This is a genomic window from Streptomyces sp. NPDC055078, from assembly GCF_053607985.1.
Genome location: NZ_JBSGUP010000078.1, coordinates 1 through 19,622, shown reverse-complemented (window position 1 = coordinate 19,622; position 19,622 = coordinate 1). Strand labels below are relative to the sequence as shown.

General features: G+C 70.1%; 15 protein-coding genes. 7 read left to right on the top strand and 8 right to left on the bottom strand.

The window, feature by feature from the left end:
• Positions 1-46: 46 nt before the first annotated feature.
• The gene (gene secA / locus ACWF94_RS09905; protein WP_453486459.1) at positions 47-2,863 is read right to left on the bottom strand and encodes a preprotein translocase subunit SecA; all 2,817 of its coding nucleotides are present in this window, start codon (positions 2,861-2,863) and stop codon (positions 47-49) included.
• A gap of 236 nt (positions 2,864-3,099) precedes the next feature.
• On the opposite strand from secA, the gene ACWF94_RS09900 reads away from it, so the two are divergent.
• Positions 3,100-3,705: a GNAT family N-acetyltransferase gene (locus tag ACWF94_RS09900; RefSeq protein ID WP_453486458.1), complete on the top strand. Its 606-nt coding sequence runs from the start codon at positions 3,100-3,102 to the stop codon at positions 3,703-3,705.
• A 306-nt stretch (positions 3,706-4,011) separates the two neighbouring features.
• A complete protein-coding gene (locus ACWF94_RS09895) occupies positions 4,012-5,175 on the top strand; it encodes a winged helix-turn-helix domain-containing protein (protein ID WP_453486456.1) in 1,164 nt (387 codons plus the stop codon).
• Between the two features lie 176 nt (positions 5,176-5,351).
• On the opposite strand, the gene ACWF94_RS09890 is transcribed toward ACWF94_RS09895, so the two are convergent.
• The 7 genes from ACWF94_RS09890 to mtnA form a co-directional block, all read right to left on the bottom strand.
• Positions 5,352-6,107 carry a response regulator gene (locus tag ACWF94_RS09890; protein WP_453486454.1) on the bottom strand — a complete coding sequence of 252 codons (756 nt, stop codon included), beginning with the start codon at positions 6,105-6,107 and terminating at the stop codon, positions 5,352-5,354.
• 205 nt (positions 6,108-6,312) lie between these two features.
• The gene (hpf, locus tag ACWF94_RS09885) at positions 6,313-7,005 is read right to left on the bottom strand and encodes a ribosome hibernation-promoting factor, HPF/YfiA family (protein ID WP_453486461.1); all 693 of its coding nucleotides are present in this window, start codon (positions 7,003-7,005) and stop codon (positions 6,313-6,315) included.
• Between the two features lie 349 nt (positions 7,006-7,354).
• On the bottom strand, positions 7,355-8,080 hold the full coding sequence (locus tag ACWF94_RS09880; RefSeq protein ID WP_453486453.1) for a ComF family protein: 726 nt from the start codon (positions 8,078-8,080) through the stop codon (positions 7,355-7,357).
• A 160-nt stretch (positions 8,081-8,240) separates the two neighbouring features.
• Entirely contained in the window at positions 8,241-10,082 is a 1,842-nt protein-coding gene (locus tag ACWF94_RS09875; protein ID WP_453486451.1) for an LpqB family beta-propeller domain-containing protein, read from the bottom strand.
• Positions 10,072-12,105 (bottom strand): MtrAB system histidine kinase MtrB, encoded by a 2,034-nt coding sequence (gene mtrB, locus ACWF94_RS09870; RefSeq protein ID WP_453486449.1) that lies wholly within the window; start codon positions 12,103-12,105, stop codon positions 10,072-10,074. The genes ACWF94_RS09875 and mtrB overlap by 11 nt, the downstream gene beginning before the upstream one ends.
• A 1-nt stretch (position 12,106) precedes the next feature.
• On the bottom strand, positions 12,107-12,796 hold the full coding sequence (mtrA, locus tag ACWF94_RS09865; RefSeq protein WP_205375139.1) for an MtrAB system response regulator MtrA: 690 nt from the start codon (positions 12,794-12,796) through the stop codon (positions 12,107-12,109).
• 4 nt (positions 12,797-12,800) lie between these two features.
• A complete protein-coding gene (mtnA, locus tag ACWF94_RS09860; protein WP_453486447.1) occupies positions 12,801-13,943 on the bottom strand; it encodes an S-methyl-5-thioribose-1-phosphate isomerase in 1,143 nt (380 codons plus the stop codon).
• Between the two features lie 182 nt (positions 13,944-14,125).
• Between mtnA and ACWF94_RS09855 the strand changes: the two genes are divergently transcribed.
• Genes ACWF94_RS09855 through ACWF94_RS09835 form a run of 5 tightly spaced genes read left to right on the top strand, consistent with a single transcriptional unit; the run spans position 14,126 to position 19,536 of the window.
• Positions 14,126-15,346, top strand: coding sequence for a DUF7544 domain-containing protein (locus tag ACWF94_RS09855; protein ID WP_453486445.1), 1,221 nt, complete (start codon positions 14,126-14,128; stop codon positions 15,344-15,346).
• 4 nt (positions 15,347-15,350) lie between these two features.
• Entirely contained in the window at positions 15,351-16,040 is a 690-nt protein-coding gene (locus ACWF94_RS09850; protein WP_453486443.1) for a DUF4129 domain-containing protein, read from the top strand.
• A complete protein-coding gene (locus ACWF94_RS09845; protein WP_453486441.1) occupies positions 16,037-17,236 on the top strand; it encodes a DUF4350 domain-containing protein in 1,200 nt (399 codons plus the stop codon). Before ACWF94_RS09850 ends, ACWF94_RS09845 begins: the two co-directional genes overlap by 4 nt.
• Complete coding sequence (locus tag ACWF94_RS09840; RefSeq protein ID WP_453486439.1) at positions 17,233-18,216, top strand: AAA family ATPase; 984 nt, start codon at positions 17,233-17,235, stop codon at positions 18,214-18,216. The genes ACWF94_RS09845 and ACWF94_RS09840 overlap by 4 nt, the downstream gene beginning before the upstream one ends.
• 9 nt (positions 18,217-18,225) lie before the next feature.
• Positions 18,226-19,536 (top strand): DUF58 domain-containing protein, encoded by a 1,311-nt coding sequence (locus ACWF94_RS09835; protein ID WP_453486438.1) that lies wholly within the window; start codon positions 18,226-18,228, stop codon positions 19,534-19,536.
• Positions 19,537-19,622: the final 86 nt, after the last annotated feature.

The window sequence follows — 19,622 nt, the reverse complement described above, 5'->3', positions numbered from 1 at the left end:
CCGATGGTGTCCGGCCGCCCTCGCCCCCTAAGGGACCCCCAAGGGGCTACTTCTTACGGCGGCGCCCCGCGCCCTTCTGCGCCTTGCGGCGCTCCGCACGCGTCAGGCCGTCCGCCTGCGAGCGCGCGGGCTGCCCGTCGTTGTCGAACTCGCCCTCGACGACTCCGCCCTCACCGTCCACCGTCGGAGCGGAGAAGTGCAGGCGGTCCGGGCGCTGCGGGGCATCCAGGCCCTTGGCGCGGATCTCGGGCCGCGAGGCGGCGGGCACGGCGTCCTTCTTGTCCAGCGAGGGACGCTCGGCCGAGTCCTCCACCGGAACCTCCTCGACCTGCTGCTCGACCTGGACCTCCAGGTTGAACAGATAGCCGACGGACTCCTCCTTGATGCCCTCCATCATGGCGGTGAACATGTCGAAGCCCTCGCGCTGGTACTCCACCAGGGGGTCCTTCTGCGCCATCGCGCGCAGACCGATGCCTTCCTGAAGGTAGTCCATCTCATAGAGGTGCTCGCGCCACTTGCGGTCGAGGACGGAGAGCACCACCCGGCGCTCCAGCTCCCGCATGATGTCCGACCCGAGCTGCTTCTCGCGCTCGTCGTACTGGTCGTGGATATCGCCCTTCACGGACTCGGCGATGAACTCGGCGGTGATCCCGGCCCGGTCCCCCACCGCTTCCTCCAGGTCCTCGACGGAGATCTTCACCGGATACAGCTGCTTGAACGCGCCCCACAGCCGGTCCAGGTCCCACTCCTCGGCGAAGCCCTCGACGGTCTCCGCCTGGATGTAGGCGTCGATGGTGTCGTCCATGAAGTGGCTGATCTGCTCATGCAGGTCCTCGCCCTCCAGGACCCGCCGGCGCTCGCCGTAGATGACCTTGCGCTGGCGGTTGAGGACGTCGTCGTACTTCAGGACGTTCTTACGCGTCTCGAAGTTCTGCTGCTCGACCTGGGACTGGGCGGAGGCGATCGCCCGGGTCACCATCTTGTTCTCGATCGGGACGTCGTCCGGGACATTCGCCATCGCCATCACCCGCTCGACCATCTGCGCCTTGAACAGACGCATCAGATCGTCGCCGAGCGAGAGATAGAACCGGGACTCGCCCGGGTCGCCCTGCCGGCCGGACCGGCCGCGCAGCTGATTGTCGATACGGCGGGACTCATGCCGCTCGGTGCCCAGCACATAGAGCCCGCCGAGGTACTTGACCTCCTCGAACTCCGCCTTCACGGCCTGCTCGGCCTTCTCCAGCGCGGCGGGCAGTCCGGCCGCCCACTCCTCCACGTGCTCGACCGGGTCCAGGCCCCGCTGGCGCAGCTCCGCCTCGGCGAGGTCGTCCGGATTGCCGCCGAGCTTGATGTCCGTGCCCCGGCCGGCCATGTTCGTCGCGACGGTGACCGCGCCCTTACGGCCGGCCTGGGCGACGATGATCGCCTCACGGTCGTGCTGCTTGGCGTTGAGGACCTCGTGCTGGATGCCGCGCTTGTTGAGCTGCTGCGACAGATACTCGGACTTCTCGACCGAGGTCGTGCCGACGAGGATCGGCTGGCCCTTCTCGTGCTTCTCCGCGATGTCGTCGACGACGGCCGCGAACTTGGCGACCTCGGTGCGGTAGATCAGGTCCGACTGGTCCATGCGGACCATGGGCCGGTTCGTCGGGATGGGGACCACACCGAGCTTGTAGATCTGGTGGAACTCGGCGGCCTCGGTCATCGCCGTACCGGTCATTCCGGACAGCTTGCTGTACAGCAGGAAGAAGTTCTGGAGGGTGATCGTGGCAAGGGTCTGGTTCTCGTCCTTGATGTCCACCCCCTCCTTCGCCTCGATCGCCTGGTGCATCCCCTCGTTGTAGCGGCGGCCGGCGAGGATACGGCCGGTGTGCTCGTCGACGATCATGACTTCGCCGTCGATGACGACGTAGTCCTTGTCCTTCTTGAAAAGCTCCTTGGCCTTGATCGCGTTGTTGAGGTAGCCCACCAGCGGGGTGTTCACCGACTCGTAGAGATTGTCGATACCCAGCCAGTCCTCGACCTTCGCGACACCCGACTCATGGATGGCGACGGTCCGCTTCTTCTCGTCGACCTCGTAGTCGCCGGTCTCCTCGATGCCCTTGAGCGGGACGCCCGCCTCGCCCTTGGTCAGCCGGGTGACCAGCTTGGCGAAGTCGCCGTACCACTTGGTGGCCTGGTCGGCGGGGCCGGAGATGATCAGCGGCGTACGGGCCTCGTCCACGAGGATCGAGTCGACCTCGTCGACCACGGCGAAATTGTGGCCGCGCTGGACCAGCTCCTCCTGCGACCAGGCCATGTTGTCGCGGAGGTAGTCGAAGCCGAATTCGTTGTTCGTGCCGTAGGTGATGTCGCACGCGTACTGCTCGCGGCGCTGCGCGGGCGTCATGTTCGCGAGGATGCAGCCGACGGACAGCCCCAGGAACTTGTGGACCCGGCCCATCATCTCGGAGTCGCGCTCGGCCAGATAGTCATTGACCGTGATCAGGTGGACGCCCTTGCCGGAGAGCGCGTTGAGATAGGTGGGGAGGGTGCCGACGAGGGTCTTGCCCTCACCGGTCTTCATCTCGGCGACATAGCCGAGATGAAGCGCAGCGCCGCCCATCATCTGGACGTCGTAATGGCGCTGGCCCAGGACTCGCTTGGCGGCCTCCCGGACGGTCGCGAACGCCTCGGGGAGCAGGTCGTCCAGCGTCTCGCCGTCGGCATAACGCTGCTTGTACTCTTCGGTAAGAGCCCGCAACTCGGCGTCGGAGAGGCTGACGAAGTCCTCTTCGATGGATTTGACCTGGTCCGCGATGCGGTGCAGTTTGCGCAGGATCTTGCCTTCGCCTGCACGCATGAGCTTGTTGAAGACGGACACTGAGGCTGGTCTCCTTGCCGATCGGGCCTGGCTAGGTCGTGGTGGACACTGGCGCGGGCACGGCAGGCGGACCCCACCGCAACGGCCATCGTAAGCGAGGACACCGCCGGGTCGGGAGGGCCGCGGTCAGCCAGGCACGCTGTTACCCGCATGGAGAACGCACGGGACGCGCGGAAGGTGCCGGTGAGGCACGAAAAGTGCTCGCATCCGTTCCCGGGCCCTACCAGAATCCGCCCATGGAGCCCATCACTCTCACCACCGAGCACCTCTTGCTGCGCACCTTCACACCCGATGACACCGAAGCGGTCTACCAGGCTTGTCAGGATCCCGACATCCAGCGGTGGACGACGGTGCCCTCGCCGTACGAGCGTCAGCACGCGGTCGAGTTCACCGGCCGGATGGTCCCGGACGGCTGGCATGCCGGCACGATGTGCACCTTCGCCGTCCTCCCGCGCACGGGCGGCCCCCTGATGGCGTCGGTCGCGGTCACGCTGCGTACCTTCTCGGGCACCTGGGAGATCGGCTTCTGGGCCGCCAAGGAGCACCGGGGGCGCGGGGTCATGACGGAGGCCGTGGGCGCGCTGGCGCACTGGTCGTTCGCCAGGCTGGGCGCGACCCGGCTGGAGTGGCGGGCCGAGGTCGGCAACACGGGCTCCCGCGCGGTCGCCGAAAAGGCCGGCTTCACGGTGGAGGGCGCCCTGCGCGCGTCCCTGTTGAACAAGGACACCCTCCGCGACACCTGGGTGGGCTCGCTGCTGCCGTCCGACCTGGGCCTGTCCAGCCCGTACGCCTACCTCCCGTCCCATGACATACCCCCGGCGGGGCTCCCGCCCCAGGAGTGAGGAGTACGTGGGCCGGGATGCCGGCCCAGCGGGGCGCCGGTCCGGCGGGGGCACCGGGGCGCCGGCCCAGCGGGGCGCCGGTCCGGCGGGGCACCGGGGCACCGGGGCGCCGGAGCATCGGGGCGCGGCGGACGGGGACGGCCGCCCGTGCGCCAGGGGCGTACGGCATGAGGGGCTTACGGCATGAGGGCGGGGCGACGGCATGGGGGCTTACGGCATGGCGGCCGGGGCTTAAGGGCATGGTGCCGGGGCCTACAGCATGGGGGCCGGGCGGCGATGTCAGTGCCGCCGACTATCGTGCGGACCATGACCACGCTGCCTCCTCCCGCCGCCGAACTTTCCGCAGACGAGGCCCGCCGCATGGCGCTGCGCGCCCAAGGATTCCTGGGCGCGCCCGGCCGGCGGGCCGGAGTGCGGGGTGTGCTGCGGCATCTGGGAGCTGTGCAGTTGGACACGATCTCGGTGCTGGCGCGGTCGCACGAGCTGATTCCGTACGCCCGTCTCGGCGCGGTGGGCCGCCGGACCGTCGACGACGCGTACTGGACCGAGGGCCACAGTTTTGAGTACTGGTCGCACGCGGCGTGCATCCTGCCCGTCGAGGAGTGGCCGCACTTCGCCTTCCGCCGCCGCTCCTACCTCGCCCGTCCGCACTGGCACCACGATCTCCCGGACGGCGCCTACGACACAGTGATCAAGCAGTTGCGCACCGAGGGCCCGCTCACCGCGACGCAGCTGGGCGGCGCGAAGAACGGGGGCGAGTGGTGGGACTGGTCCGCGTCGAAGGTCGCCGTCGAGCGGGCGCTGATGTACGGCGAGGTGGTGTGCACCGAGCGGCGCGGCTGGAAGCGGGTCTACGACCTGGCCGAGCGCGCCATTCCCCGTGAGCTGCTGGACACCGAGCTGGACGACGCGGAGTGCCTGCGCCGGCTGGTGCGGCTGGCCGGGCAGTCGCTGGGGGTGGGCACCCGGGCGGACATCGCGGACTACCACCGGCTCAAGGGCGAGCAGTTCGACGCGGTGGTGGCGGACTCCGGTCTGGTGCCGGTGTCGGTCGAGGGCTGGTCCAAGCCGGCCTGGGCGGATCCCTGGGCACTTGCGAACGAGCCGCGCGGCCGTCACCGCACCACCCTGCTCTCGCCCTTCGACTCGCTGATCTGGGAGCGGGCGCGTACCGAGCGGATCTTCGGCTTCACCCACCGGCTGGAGGCGTACGTCCCCAAGCAGAAGCGGGTGCACGGCTACTTCGCGATGCCGCTGCTGTCGGGCGGCCGGCTGCTCGGCCGGGTGGACCCGGCGCGCGAGGGCTCGACGCTGGTGGCCAAGCAGGTGTCGCTGGAGTCGTCCAAGGCCGTGGGGCCGATGGCCCGGGCGCTGCTGGAAGCCGCCGAGTGGGTGGGCTGCGACGCGGTCCGGGTGGAGCGGGTCGACCGGCCGGAGCTGACCGCCGCCCTGGTCTCGGCCCTGGGCTGACCACCGCGCGAGCGGCGTCGCGCGTCCGGGAGCCGCTCGGCCGGGGCGGCTCCTTCCGCAGGCTGCGGGTGGCTCCTTGTGCGGGTGGCTCCTTGTGCGGGGCGCGCTGCCAAGTGGCGCTCCCGCAGGGGACGCTCTACCAGCTTCCAGGGCGGGTGCTCTCCAGGGCCGGCCGGTTACCGGATCTCCAGGATCTTTTCCCGCATCGCGTAGACGACGGCCTCCATCCGGGAGTGCAGTTGCAGCTTCTCCAGGATGTTGCGGACGTGGTTCTTCACGGTGTTCTCGGAGATGAACAGTTCCTTGGCGATATCGCGGTTGTTCATTCCCGTGGCGACGAGCTTGAGCACTTCCAGCTCCCGCTCGGTCAGCCGGGGCGCGGGCACCAGCCGGCGCTCGTCGGTGCGCTGGATCATCGACTTGAACTCGGTGAGCAGCTTCGACGCCATGGACGGACTGATCTGCGACTGGCCGTCGGCGACCGCGCGGATCGCCGTGGCCACCTCGTCCGTCGAGATCTCCTTGAGCAGATAGCCGGTGGCGCCCGCCTTGATCGCGTCGTAGAGGTCGGCCTCCTCGTCGCTGATCGTCAACATGATGATCTTCGCGCTGGGAGCCACCTCCTTGATCGATGTGCACGCCTCGATACCGCCGCGGCGGGGCATGCGCACATCCATCAGCACGATGTCCGGCAGCAGGTCGGCGGCCTTGTCGACCGCCTCGGCGCCGTCACCGGCCTCACCGACGACCTGGATGTCCTCCTCCTGGGCGAGGACGATCTCCAGCCCGCGCCGGAAGAGGGCGTGGTCGTCCACCACGAGGACCCGGATCGGCTCGGCGCGAGAGCCGCCCGTTTCCGCTGGACCGGCCCCGACGACTGTGTCTGCGGCGTCGCCCGTGTCGTCGTGCACCGGCCCGAAGCTGTCCGCCATCGTTCCTCCCCCTGAAGGCAGTCGCCTGAAGGGCATGTCAGGTTCGCCAACACCTGTGCAGTGCGCACGGGTTGGCCTACGACGCCATGCTGTCATGTCTGGAGGCCGGAAAGGTGATCCTGTGGGCGCACGATGATGCCCCCGAGGGCGCACAGGGCGCTCCAGGGGCACCATCTGTCCTGCACATCCCGTGCTGACGGCCCTATCAGCCGCCGAGCGCACCTCCGGCGCCGCCCGCCTCGGACCCGGCCAGCGGGTCGGTCTCCAGATGGATGACGCCGTAGTCGTAGGCGTGCCGCCGGTAGACGACACTGGGCTGCTTCGTCTCGGAGTCGACGAAGAGATAGAAGTCGTGCCCGACCAGCTCCATCTCGTAGAGCGCCTGGTCGAGTGTCATCGGTGCCGCGGTGTGGACCTTCTCGCGAACGACCAGCGGTCCTTCGCCCTGCACTTCGAGCGAGCCGATCTTGGTGGTGGGAACGGCTGCCGGTGCTTCCTCGGCCACGGGGTGATGGCCGTTGGCTGTCAACTCGGCGACGCCGGGAACCACATCGACCACTTCGGCCGCCGACAGCCGTCCGTTGCCTCGGCGGGTGTGGCGCTTGTCGTGCTGCTTGCGCAGCCGTGCCTCCAGCTTGCCCGTGGCGAGGTCAAGGGCTGCGTACGGGTCGCCGGCCGCCGCCTCGGCCCGGATCACCGGTCCGCGGGAGTGGAGTGTGATCTCCACACGGTCGGAACGGTCGGCCTGCCGCGGGTTGTGCTCTTTGGACACCTCAACGTCCAGGCTGATCACCTTGGCGTCGAGCTTCTGGATCTTGTCCAGCTTCAGCTTCTCTGCCACGTGCTTGCGGAACCGCTCAGGCACCTCGGTCTTGCGGCCCTTGACGACGATGTCCACGCAGAACTCCGTTCCCGGATTGCTCCGCTCGCTCATCGGCTGCGGAGCGTCTCCCTCTTGCACCAGACCCCGGTGAGTGCCGGAGTCTCGGACTAGGCGACTTTCACCTCCTCCTCCCCAGTCGACAAGATCCCCACCCCACCAACTTTCGAGGTTTTCCGTTGCCTCGGATCCCTGGCCGGAAGCCCGGCAGTGCATTCGGTGAGGTACGGCATCCCATTCGCGCATCCTCACAACCGAACATAGCTCGATCGGGCGGGTCTCGGCACCCGCTACCAGCGCGTACCTCCATTCAGGGCTCTTTGGTGGCCATTGGTCTCTTACTACCTGCAACGTTGCACCTGCCCCGTCAGTTCCGGTTTATTTCGAAAGAATGCGGTGGGACCGCGACCACCGCGGCGGCCGGATGGATGAATCCGGGAAATCGCCCTTCCCCGGCGGACCGGAGTGCCCGCGCCGCCTCGGCCAGCGATGCGCCCGTGGTCATGAGGTCGTCCACCAGGACGGCCCTGCCGCCCGCCAGGAGCCGCCCGGCACCTGCCGCGATCTCCAGGGCGCCGGCGAGATTCGCCGCCCTCTCCCGGGCCGTGAGCCCCGACTGGTCGGCGACCTCCCGCCGCTGCCGCAGCACCGGGAGCGCCCTCGCCGCCGCACCGGAACGGCGCAGCTCGCCCGCCGCCGCCATGGCGATCCGCCGCGCCGCGTCATGCCCCCGCGCCCGCACCGCGCCCCGCGCCGACGGCACCGGTACGAGGAGCAGCGGCCGTCCCGACCGGGCGGAGGGACCCACCGCGCCGCGTACCGCACCGGCGAGCGCGATCCCGAGGGGGCGGGCCAGCCCCAGCGCACCGCGCTCCTTGTGCGCCAGCAGCACCGCCCGCACCGCGTCGGCGTACGGGGCCGCCGCGTACACCACCGGGAGGTCCTCGGGCTCGGGGGCGGGCCTCGCCCGGCGCGCGGCGGAGCCGTACAACCGATGCGCGCAGTCTTCGCACAGCGGGGTGCGGGGCTCGCCGCAGCCACCGCAGGCGACCGGCAGCACCAGGCCGGAGAACTCCTGCCACCACCTCCGCATGTCATCCACTCTGCCCGGGGCGGACCCGGCCCGCCACCCCTGTGGATAACTCCCGCGACCGTGGTCCCGGGGGCACAGCGGCCCACCGGTCCACCGCCCACCGGCCGGCGGCCCAGCGGCCCCTGCCGGAGGCGGTGGCGGTTGCCCGGCGGGCCCCGGGTCAGCCCGGATAGACGGGTGAGGAGCCCTTGGTGACCACCGTCTGCCAGTTCGCGCCGGTCGGCAGCCGCACGATGCCGTCGCTCTGGGAGTGCGCCACCAGGGGCCGCTTCTCGTCGTCGGACGCCGCGACCGCGGTCACGCCGTTGAGCCCCGGCAGCACCGCGGACGCCGAGGTGGAACCGTCCGTCTGCATATAGCGGACCTGCTGCACTCCGCCGGCCTCCTTGCCGACCACGACAAGGCGGCTGGGACCGGCCCAGGAGACGGCCGTGACCGTCTCCATCTGGGGCGCCGCGGGCCGCAGATCGGCGACGGACACCGTAGGGCTGTCCTTGGGACCCGTGCGCTCGACCCGCCCGATCTTCAGAGTGGTCCTCCCGTCCTTCGTCAGCAGCAGGGCGATACGCGTACTGTCCGCCGACACCCTCAGCGACTCGATCCGGGCGCCGTCGAGCCCGGGGCCGATCCTGACGTTCTGCGGTGTTCCCCCGCCCTCCGCGAGACGCAGAAGCGCCGGACGCGCCGAGTCGCGGTCGGCGACCCACAGATCACCCCGGCCGTCCCAGCTGGGCGCCGACAGCCTGGTGTGCGGAGTACTGCCCTTGCTCTGCACCGCCGGGACGCCCTGCGCCCCGGCGGAGGTGATCGACGAGACGAACAGCCGCTTGGCGTCCTTGGAGACCGCCGCAGCCACGGTCTCGTCGTGCGCGACCGCGACATGGTTCATCGGGAACTGCCCGTCGCCGAGCGGCCCCGGCACCAGCGCGGGCGAGTCCTTCGCGTCGTCAGGCAGCACCGCCAGCTGGTTCTTCTCGGTGACGAAGTACTGACTGCCGGATCTGCCCGAGGCCCGATCCGGCGCGTACCCCTCCTCCTGGCCGCTGTTGAGCACGCACAGCTGGGTGCCGTCCGCCCGCTGCAACTCGACCTGGTCGACCCGCGCGGACGACAGGTCCTTAAGGGTGAACAGGATCTGCGCCGCCATCTTGTTGCACTGCGCGCGTCCCACGTGGGACGCCTTCTCGTTGAGGGGCACCGTCAGCGCGTTCCGGTCGTCGAAGGTCAGCGACTTCACGCCCTTCTTCAGCGACGTACCGGTCGGGAAGGGCGAATCGACCACCGGTTTCAGCCAGTCCGTCGGCCCGTCGATGAGCGCCTTGACCGACTGGGTGACGGGATCCATCCGGGTCACCGGATCGGTCCGCTGCCGGATGAACACCGGGTCGGCCACCACGGTGCTGCGACCGGTGGCGAAGTAGTACTTGTTGACCGGCCGGTAATTGCGCTGGAAGTCGGACGCGCCGAGCACCAGCCCGGGGGGCAGATGGTCGATACGCCACTCCTTGCCCTCCGGGCCGGTCTGCCGCGACAGATGGATGGTGACGCGGTAGTCGGTGGGAGTGATGGCCTGATAGGCGTGCTCGGAGTCGACCGTCGCGATCTGCCTGCCGCGCAGCGGATAGTCCACCCCGGGGTTGGATCGGCCCCCCACCTGCTCCTCCTCCAGGTCGGGTGCGGCGGCCAGCACCGTCGTCCGCGCCTCCGGCCGCCACTGCTGGCTCGTCTCCGGCGTCAGATACGTCCGGGCGGTGGCGAAATTGGCGTCGTCGCTGGTCATCGCCTCAAGGAAGCCCTCGACGATCTCACCGGGCGTCGCCCCTTTCCGCGGCGGCACGGCTTCCACCCGCACCTGGGAATCCGCACGCGGGGACGCCTTGACGGCATGGATGTCACCGCTGTCGGGCATCGAGGCGCATCCGGCCAGCAGCACACCGCTGCCGCCGAGCAGCACGCCGAGCCGCACCACGCTCCGGTTCCCGCGCCGGGGGTCAGCGCCCACGAGTCGTGTCCTCCCGGTCCGGTGAAACCTGTGCTCCGGTGTCGTCCTGCCGCTCCCCCGCGGGGCGGGCCACCACCCGCGCACCATTGCCCGGCAGGGCCGCCGGATCGACGCCTCTGGGCGCCGTACGGGGTGCCGCCGGCACCCGGGGGGGCACCGGCAGCGGCGAACGGGCCGACACCGGCTGAACGGGTACCGCGGCCAGCAAATGCCCGCTCACCTTCGCTCCCGCCTCCTGCGACTGGGCCCGCTCCTGGTTCTGGCGGGAGTCCTCCGGCTCCAGGGGTATCGGCGAGCCGCGCAACGGCTCGTCCGCCGTACGCGGCAGGGTCAGCCGGAACTGCGACCCCCCGCCTGGCTCTCCCCACGCCTGGAGCCAGCCGCCGTGCAGTCTGGCGTCCTCGACGGCGATGGACAGTCCGAGGCCGGTGCCTCCGGTGGTACGAGCCCTGGCCGGGTCGGCCCGCCAGAACCGGTTGAACACCCGAGTCGCCTCCCCCGGCTTCAGACCCACTCCGTAGTCCCGTACGGCGACCGCGACGGCTCCGCCCGCGACCGCCATCCGCACCACCACGTCCTTGCCCTCGCCGTGCTCGACGGCATTGACGACGAGGTTGCGCAGGACGCGCTCCACCCGCCGGGCGTCGGCCTCCGCCACCACCGGCTGCTCGTCGCCGATCACCCGTATCCGGCTTCCCTTGCGCTCGGCGAGCGGCTCCGCTCCGCCGATCACCCGCCGTACGACCTCGCGCAGGTCTATCGCCTCGGCCTCCAGCGCCGCCGCTCCGGCGTCGAAGCGGCTGATCTCCAGCAGATCGGAGAGCAGGGACTCGAACCGGTCGAGCTGGTCCCCGAGCAGCTCGGCCGAACGCGCCGTCACCGGGTCGAAGTCGCTGCGCGCCTCATGGATGACATCGGCCGCCATCCGAACCGTCGTCAGCGGTGTCCGCAGCTCGTGCGAGACGTCCGAGACGAAACGCCGCTGCATCCGCGACAGCTCCTCCAGCTGCTGGATCTTCAGCTGCAGATTCTGCGCCATCTTGTTGAAGGCTTCACCGAGCCGGGCGATGTCGTCCTCGCCGGTGACCTTCATCCGCTCCTGGAGCCGGCCCGCGGAGAGCCGCTCGGCGATCCCGGCCGCCATCCGCACGGGTGTGACGATCTGCCGCACCACCAGCCAGGCGATCGCCCCCAGCAGGACGACCACGAACAGCCCGGCCGTGGCGAGGGTCCCCCTGACGAGATTGAGCGACTGCTCCTCCTGCGCCAGCGGGAAGAGGTAGTACAGCTCGTAGGGGTTACCGTCGATGTCATTGAGCCGGGTCCCGATGACGAGCGCGGGCTCCGCCTCGCGCTCATTGTTCTTGTAGGCGATCCGGGTGTAGGTCTCGTACGTCCCCGTCCCCTGGCCCACGGCCGTCCGCAGGTCCTCGGGAATGCTCGCCACATCGACGCTGCCCGAGGTCCGCGGGCCGCGGTTGGAGCCCGCGCCCTGGGAGTCGGCGCTCAGCGCCACCACATTGAACGCGCCCTGGCCACCACTGGCGAGCTGCTCCACCAGATCGGACCGCCAGGAACTCGTCGCTGCCTGTACGTCGGCGTTGGCACCGTCCTGGCCACCGGGGCCGACGGGTGCGTTGGCCTGTTCCCGCGCCACGGCGAAACCGCCGGCGGCCTGGCTCTGCGCGGCCTTGCCCTTGGCGTCGAGCAGACCGTTGCGCACCTGTCCGATGACGACGAAGCCGAGCAGTACCACCACACCGAGCGACATCAGCAGGGTGGTCACCACGATCCGGAGCTGAATGTTCCGTCGCCACAGCCGTACGGCGGGCAGCAACGGGCGGCGCACCCAGCGCAGAACGAGCCTGAGCATCAGCCGCCCGGGCTCACCGTCACGGTCGGGCCGTCCGCCTCGCAGCAGACGGCCCGCCCACGCACCCTTCCCCGCCCGCTCCGGTCCGGCAGCCCGCCCCGCAAGCACTCCCGGCTCCCCGGGGCCCGGAGCAGCACTGCCGCCGGTCATATCAGCTCGGCCCGGCCTTGTAACCGACACCACGGACGGTCACCACGATCTCCGGGCGCTCCGGGTCCTTCTCGACCTTCGAACGCAGACGCTGGACATGCACATTCACCAGCCTGGTGTCCGCGGCGTGACGATAGCCCCAGACCTGCTCAAGCAGCACCTCGCGGGTGAACACCTGCCACGGCTTGCGCGCGAGCGCGACCAGCAGATCGAATTCGAGCGGGGTCAGCGCGATGGACTGCCCGTCCCGCTTCACCGAGTGACCGGCCACATCGATGACCAGATCCCCGATCGCCAGCTGCTCCGGCGCGGGCTCCTCCGACCTCCTCAGCCTCGCCCGGATGCGGGCGACCAGTTCCTTGGGCTTGAACGGCTTGACAATGTAGTCATCGGCCCCGGACTCCAGGCCGACCACGACGTCCACCGTGTCGCTCTTGGCGGTGAGCATCACGATCGGCACCCCGGACTCGGCCCTGATCAGCCTGCACACCTCGATGCCGTCCCTTCCGGGCAGCATGAGGTCCAGCAGGACAAGGTCCGGCTTGGCCTCACGGAATGCGGCAAGTGCCTTGTCACCGTCCGCTACGAACGACGGCTCGAAACCTTCACCACGCAGCACAATCCCGAGCATCTCGGCCAGTGCGGTGTCGTCATCGACGACAAGGACTCGTCCCTTCATAATCGACATCATCCCATTAGCTAATCGTTACCTGGCGTGACCTGGCACACAGCTCCACGATTCCGTCCCCGGTGACCGGGGACAACGCGCCCTCCTCGGTCACGATCGCCGTCACCAGCTCCGGCGGCGTGACATCGAAGGCCGGGTTGTACGCCTGCGTCCCCGGCGGTGCGACAAGAAGCCCTCCCCCCTTTCCTTCCGCAGCCGTCCGCGGCTGCGGAGCGGCCGTCTCCGTGACCTCGTGACCGGCTCTCTGCTCCACCTCGATCGCCGATCCGCGCGCCGTGCCCGGATCGATCGTCGTCGTGGGCGCGACCACGACGAACGGCACATGGTGGTACTTGGCCAGTACCGCGAGCGGATAGCTCCCCACCTTGTTCGCCACCGAACCGTCCGCGGCTATCCGGTCCGCGCCGATCAGGACCGCGTCCACCTCTCCCGCCGCGAACAGCGAACCCGCCGCACTGTCCGTGAGCAAGGTGTACGCCATGCCGTTGCGCGCCGCCTCGTAGGCCGTCAGCCGAGCCCCCTGGAGGAGCGGCCTCGTCTCGTCCACCCACAGCCGCCGCAGCCGTCCGGCCCGGTGCGCGGCGAGCGCCACGGCGAACGCGGTGCCCTCCCCGCCCGACACCAGCGCCCCGGTGTTGCAGTGGGTGAGGATCCGGTGGCCGCCACCGGGCAGCAGCTCGTCCAGCAGTGCGAGCCCGTGCCCGGCCATCCGGGCGCTGGCCTCGGCGTCCTGCCGGTGCAGCTCCCGAGCGGCCGCGAGAGCCGCCTGCGCGGCCTCCTCGTCCCCTTTGCCGACCGCCGCCCGGTGCGCCGCCGTCGCCAGCCGCACGCCGTACGCCAGATTCACCGCGGTGGGCCGCGAACGCACCAGCAGCTCCCCGGCTTCCTCGACGTCATGGCCCCGCGCGGCGGCGAGCGCGATTCCGTAGGCGCCCGCGATCCCCAGCAGCGGGGCCCCACGCACGGCGAGCGTCCGGATCGCCTCCACCAGCGCGGGCACATCGGTACAGGCCAGCTCGGCCTCCTCGGCGGGCAGCCGTGTCTGGTCGAGAAGCACCAGCACAGGCCCTTCCGGAGGTTCCTCCCAGCGCAGAACCGGTAGCGGAGGCGGCTCGTCACGAGCCGGGATGCGGGCGTACTGATCAGCCATCCGCCCAGTCTGCCCGCTGAGGCACCCACAATGAAGGCGTGAACGAGATACGGGGGCCGACCCGCCGGAACGCCACGCGTGGCACGATGGCTGCCAGCCCGCCGAACTGACACTCGGGCAGGCCCCGCGCACCTACCGGCTCGCCGAGCCGGCTCGACAACCGATCCATGAGGTGGACAACCGTGAACGACACTCCGGGCTGGGCTTCGCCCGGATCCGCTCACCCCGACGGGCAGAACACCGGTGTGCCCCGGCCCGCCGAGCCCGCCGACGACAACGGCCCCGCCTCGAAGTGGTCCAGCAACCAGCCGCCGCCCGGGCAGTGGTCCGCACCCACCGGCCCGGACCAGCACCGCCCACCGGCACCGCCCAACCCCGGCTGGGGCGGCGGCCGGCCGCACGGCGGCTGGGGTCCGCCCCCCGCCGCCAAGCCCGGGGTCATCCCCCTGCGCCCACTGGGCGTCGGCGAGATCCTCGACGGCGCGGTGTCGACACTGCGCGCACACTGGCGCACAGTGCTGGGGATCACGATCACCGTTTCCGTGATCTCCCAGATCTGCAACATCCTCGTCGACCGCTATCTGCTTCCGGAACCCGTCGCGGTCGACCCCGACGCGGACTCCGCGGAAGCCCTGAGGCAATCGGTCGACTCGCTGCAGACCACCCTGCTCAATCTGGGCCCGGCACTGATCATCAGCATGATCGCCACACTCTTCACCACCGCACTCCTCACCGTGGTCATCAGCCGCTCGGTGCTGGGCCGGCCGGTGCGGCTCTCCGACGCCTGGCGCGAGGCACGCCCCCGGCTGCCACAGCTGTTCGGCCTCACCCTGCTGCTGCCCCTCATCGGCACCGGCATCGGCGCTCTGGCGATCCTCCCCGGCTTGCTGCTGGGCGGCGGAGCCGGGGTGGCGCTCATCATCCTCGGAGCACTGGCGGCCATACCCCTCGTCATCTGGCTGATGATCCGCTTCGCCCTCGCCTCCCCGGCGCTGATGCTGGAGCGCCAGCCGGTCCTTTCGTCGCTGCGCCGCTCCGCCAAGCTCGTCCAGGGCGCCTGGTGGCGGACGTTCGGCATCATCGCGCTGACCCTGCTGCTCACCCTCCTCGTGTCGATGATCATCGCGATCCCGTTCAGCCTGATCGGGTTCATGGCGGACGGCAGCGGGTTCGGTGACCTTCTCGAAGGAAGGTCGCCGGAGTTCGGCTGGACGTTCTTGATCATCTCGGGCATCGGCTCGGTGATCGCGTCCTCCATCACCTACCCGATCTCCGCAGGCGTCACCGTCCTCCTCTACATCGACCAGCGCATCCGCCGCGAGGCCCTCGACCTCGAACTCGCCCGCGCCGCCGGCCTCCCCGGCTACGGCACCGACACACCCGGCAGCGGGCCCAGGAGCTGAAGGAGTGTTCGCCACGGGGGGTGCGACGACCGCGCCGTCACCGATCCGCGCAAGCGGTGACGTGCCGGTGGACACTCCCCGTGTCCCCGCCCGCGAGGCCGCGGAGCGGGAACTGTCCAGGCCGATGTACCACGAGAACGACCCCAACCCGCTCCAGCGCGCGATCGACCGCTTCTGGGACTGGGTCGGCGGCATCTTCGACGCCGCCTCCGGCGTCGCGCCCGGTGGAGGACTCGGCATCGTCGTCATCGTCCTGCTCGTGATCGGGCTGATCGCCGCCCTCTGGTGGCGTCTTGGGACGCCCCAGCGCGGCTCCTCTGCGGCGGACCCGCTCTTCGACAACCTCCCTCGCAGCGCGGCGGAACACCGCTCCGCCGCCGAGACCCATGCCACCGCCGCCCGCTGGAACCTGGCGGTCCAGGAACGGATGCGCGCCGTCGTCCGCTCACTGGAAGAGCGGGCCCTCCTGGAACCGCGCCCCGGCCGCACCGCCGACGAGGCCGCGGCCGAGGGCAGCCGCTCCCTCCCGGAGCACTCCGACGGTCTGCGCGCGGCCGCCCGCGAGTTCGACGACGTCACATACGGTGGCCGCACGGCCGACCAGCAGGGGTATCTGCGGCTCCGTGACCTGGACATCGAACTGGAACGGACCAAGCCCCGACTGACCGGCGCAGCCCAAGGGGCAGTCGAATGACCGGGGTTGTTCCCAGCGCCACCTCCATGGCCCCCACTGGACGCCAGGTCTGGAACCGCACCCGGGGACTGCTGCTCGCGCTCACCATCCTCATCGTCGCCGGGATCACCATCGCCGCCCTGCGCTCCGGGGACCAGCACGGCCGCCTGGACCCGCGATCCGCCGACCGCGTCGGCAGCCGCGCCGTCGCCGAACTGCTCCAGGACCGAGGCGTCTCCACCCGGGTGGTCACCACACTCACCGAGGCCACCGGCGCCGCCGGCCCCGACACCACCCTCATTGTCGCCACCCCGGACCTCCTGAGGGACAGTCAACAGCAGGCCATCCGCGCCGCGGCCGACCTCTCCGGAGGCCGTACGGTACTCGTCTCGCCCGGCCCCGCCTCGGTCGAGACGCTCGCCCCGGGCGTCCGCTCCGAGCCCTCCGCCCCGGTGTCCGCCCGCTCCCCGCAATGCGCCCTGACCGCTGCCCGCAGCGCGGGCAGCGCCGACCTCGGCGGCGAGCGATACCTCACCGATGCACCGGGCGCTGACGAGTGCTACCCCAGCGATGGTCTGCCCACCCTCCTCAGGCTCGACGCCCCCGAAGGCGGCGACACCGTCGTCCTCGGCTCGCCCGACATCCTCTACAACCACCGTCTCGACCAGCACGGCAACGCCTCCCTCGCCCTGCAACTCCTCGGTTCCCGCACCCAGCTGGTCTGGTACCTCCCCTCACTCGGCGACAGTTCCGCTGCCGACGAGGGCGCCGAAGGCGATACCGAATCCACCTTCCTGGAGCTGATCCCCTCCGGCTGGCTCTGGGGCACCCTTCAGCTCACCGTGGCGGCAGCCCTCACGGCCGTCTGGCGCGCCCGCCGCCTGGGCCCCCTCGTCACCGAACGCCTCCCCGTGGCCATCCGCGCCTCCGAGGCCACCGAAGGCCGCGCCCGCCTCTATCACAAGGTCAACGCCCGCGACCGCGCAGCCGCAGCCCTGCGCTCAGCCAGCCGTGACCGTCTCGCCCCCCTCCTCGGCGTCGCCCCCTCCCAGGCCCACGACCCGGAAGCCCTGCTCCCCGCTGTCTCGGCCCATCTCCCGGCCGGCGACCGTGACCTCAGCACCCTGCTCTTCGGCCCCGCCCCGGCCGACGACGCCGCCCTAGTCCAGCTGGCAGACCAACTCGACGCCCTCGAAAGAGAGGTACGCACTTCATGAGCGCCCCGACCCCCGAGACAGCTCAGAACTCGGACCGCGCCCGCGCTTCCCTGGAAGCCCTGCGCACCGAGATCGCCAAGGCCGTGGTCGGCCAGGATCCCGCTGTCACCGGGCTCGTCGTCGCTCTGCTGTGCCGAGGCCATGTCCTTCTCGAAGGAGTCCCCGGAGTCGCCAAGACCCTCCTGGTCCGCGCGTTGGCGGCATCCCTGGAACTCGACACCAAACGCGTCCAGTTCACCCCCGATCTGATGCCCAGCGATGTCACCGGCTCGCTGGTGTACGACGCCCGCACCGCCGAGTTCTCCTTCCAGCCCGGCCCCGTCTTCACCAATCTGCTACTGGCAGACGAAATCAATCGCACTCCCCCCAAAACCCAGTCGTCCCTTCTGGAAGCCATGGAGGAACGCCAGGTCACCGTCGACGGCACCCCCCGTCCGCTCCCCGAACCGTTCCTGGTCGCGGCGACCCAGAACCCTGTCGAGTACGAGGGCACCTACCCGCTGCCCGAAGCCCAGCTGGACCGCTTCCTGCTCAAGCTGACGGTCCCACTGCCCTCCCGGCAGGACGAGATCGATGTCCTCACCCGTCATGCCGAGGGATTCAACCCGCGCGACCTCCACGCGGCGGGACTGCGCTCCGCAGCAGGACCGGCCGACCTGGAAGAGGCCCGATCCGCCGTCGCCAGAACCGCGGTCTCCCCCGAGATCACCGGCTATGTAGTCGATATCTGTCGTGCCACCCGAGAGTCCCCCTCACTCAGTCTCGGCGCGTCCCCCCGAGGCGCTACGGCACTCCTGTCCACCGCACGCGCATGGGCCTGGCTCACCGGTCGTGACTACGTGATCCCCGACGATGTGAAGGCACTGGCCCTGCCCACACTGCGCCATCGGATCCAGCTGCGGCCCGAGGCGGAGATGGAAGGAGTCACCGCCGACTCCGTAATCACCGCGATCCTCAGCCACGTCCCCGTCCCCCGCTGAGGCGGCACCATGGCTCTTACCGGCAGAACCGCACTCCTGGCCGCCCTCGGCTCTCTCCCCGTCGGCATCCTCGCCCCGAGCTGGACGGGGCTGCTTGCCGTCAACGCACCCCTTTCACTAGCAATCTTGTGCGACTACGCCCTCGCCGCGCCAGTGCGAACGCTCCGATTCACCCGAAGTGGTGACACATCAGTTCGACTCGGCAACAGCGCCGAGGTCCATCTGACCGTGACCAACCCTTCCAAGCGCTCCCTGCGTGCCCATCTGCGCGACGCCTGGCCGCCCAGCAGCTGGCCGAGCCGCACGGAACAGGCCGCCTCGCGGCACAGGATCACCGTCCCGGCCGGCGAGCGGCGACGCATCACCACCGCTCTGCGTCCCACCCGCCGCGGCGACCGGCACGCGGAGCACATCACCATCCGCTCGTACGGCCCCCTGGGCCTGGCCGCCCGGCAGGGCAATCACAAAGTCCCCTGGACCGTACGCGTCCTGCCGCCCTTCACCAGTCGGAAGCATCTACCGTCCCGGCTGGCCCGGCTGAGGGAGCTCGACGGCCGGACCAGTGTCCTGATCCGCGGCCAGGGCACCGAGTTCGACAGCCTCCGCGACTACGTCCCGGGCGACGACACCCGCTCCATCGACTGGCGTGCCACCGCCCGCCAGAACTCCGTAGCCGTACGCACGTGGCGCCCCGAGCGGGACCGACACATCCTTGTCGTACTGGACACGGGCCGCACATCGGCCGGCCGGGTCGGGGACGTACCGCGCCTCGACGCCGCCATGGACGCGGCCCTGCTCCTCACCGCACTCGCTTCCCGGGCCGGGGATCGTGTCGATCTCCTTGCGTACGACCGCCGCATCCGTGCCCAGGTCCAGGGCCGCTCCGCGGGCGAACTCCTCCCGGCCATGGTCAACGCCCTCGCGCCTCTGGAGCCTGAGCTCGTCGAGACGGACGCCCGGGGCCTCAGCTCAGCAGCCCTGAGCAGCGCTCCCCGCCGTTCACTGATCGTGCTCCTGACCAGTCTCGATGCCGCTCCCATCGAGGAGGGACTCCTGCCTGTGCTCCCTCAGCTCACACAGCGCCATACCGTGCTCGTGGCCTCGGTGGCCGATCCGCATATCCAGCAGATGTCCACGTCACGAGGCAATGCGGAGACTGTCTACGCTGCGGCGGCAGCCACTCAGTCGCAAGCTCAGCGTCGGCGAACAGCAGAGCAGCTCCAGCGTCATGGCGTGACCGTTGTGGACGCGACCCCTGATGATTTGGCCCCGGCTCTGGCAGATGCCTATTTGTCCTTGAAGGCCGCCGGGCGGCTCTGAAGTACAGGGGAGTGAGGGGATGGACCCAGCCTTGGCGACAGGCTGAACGCAGAAATGCCCTGGTTTCACTGGACTGTGTCCAGTGA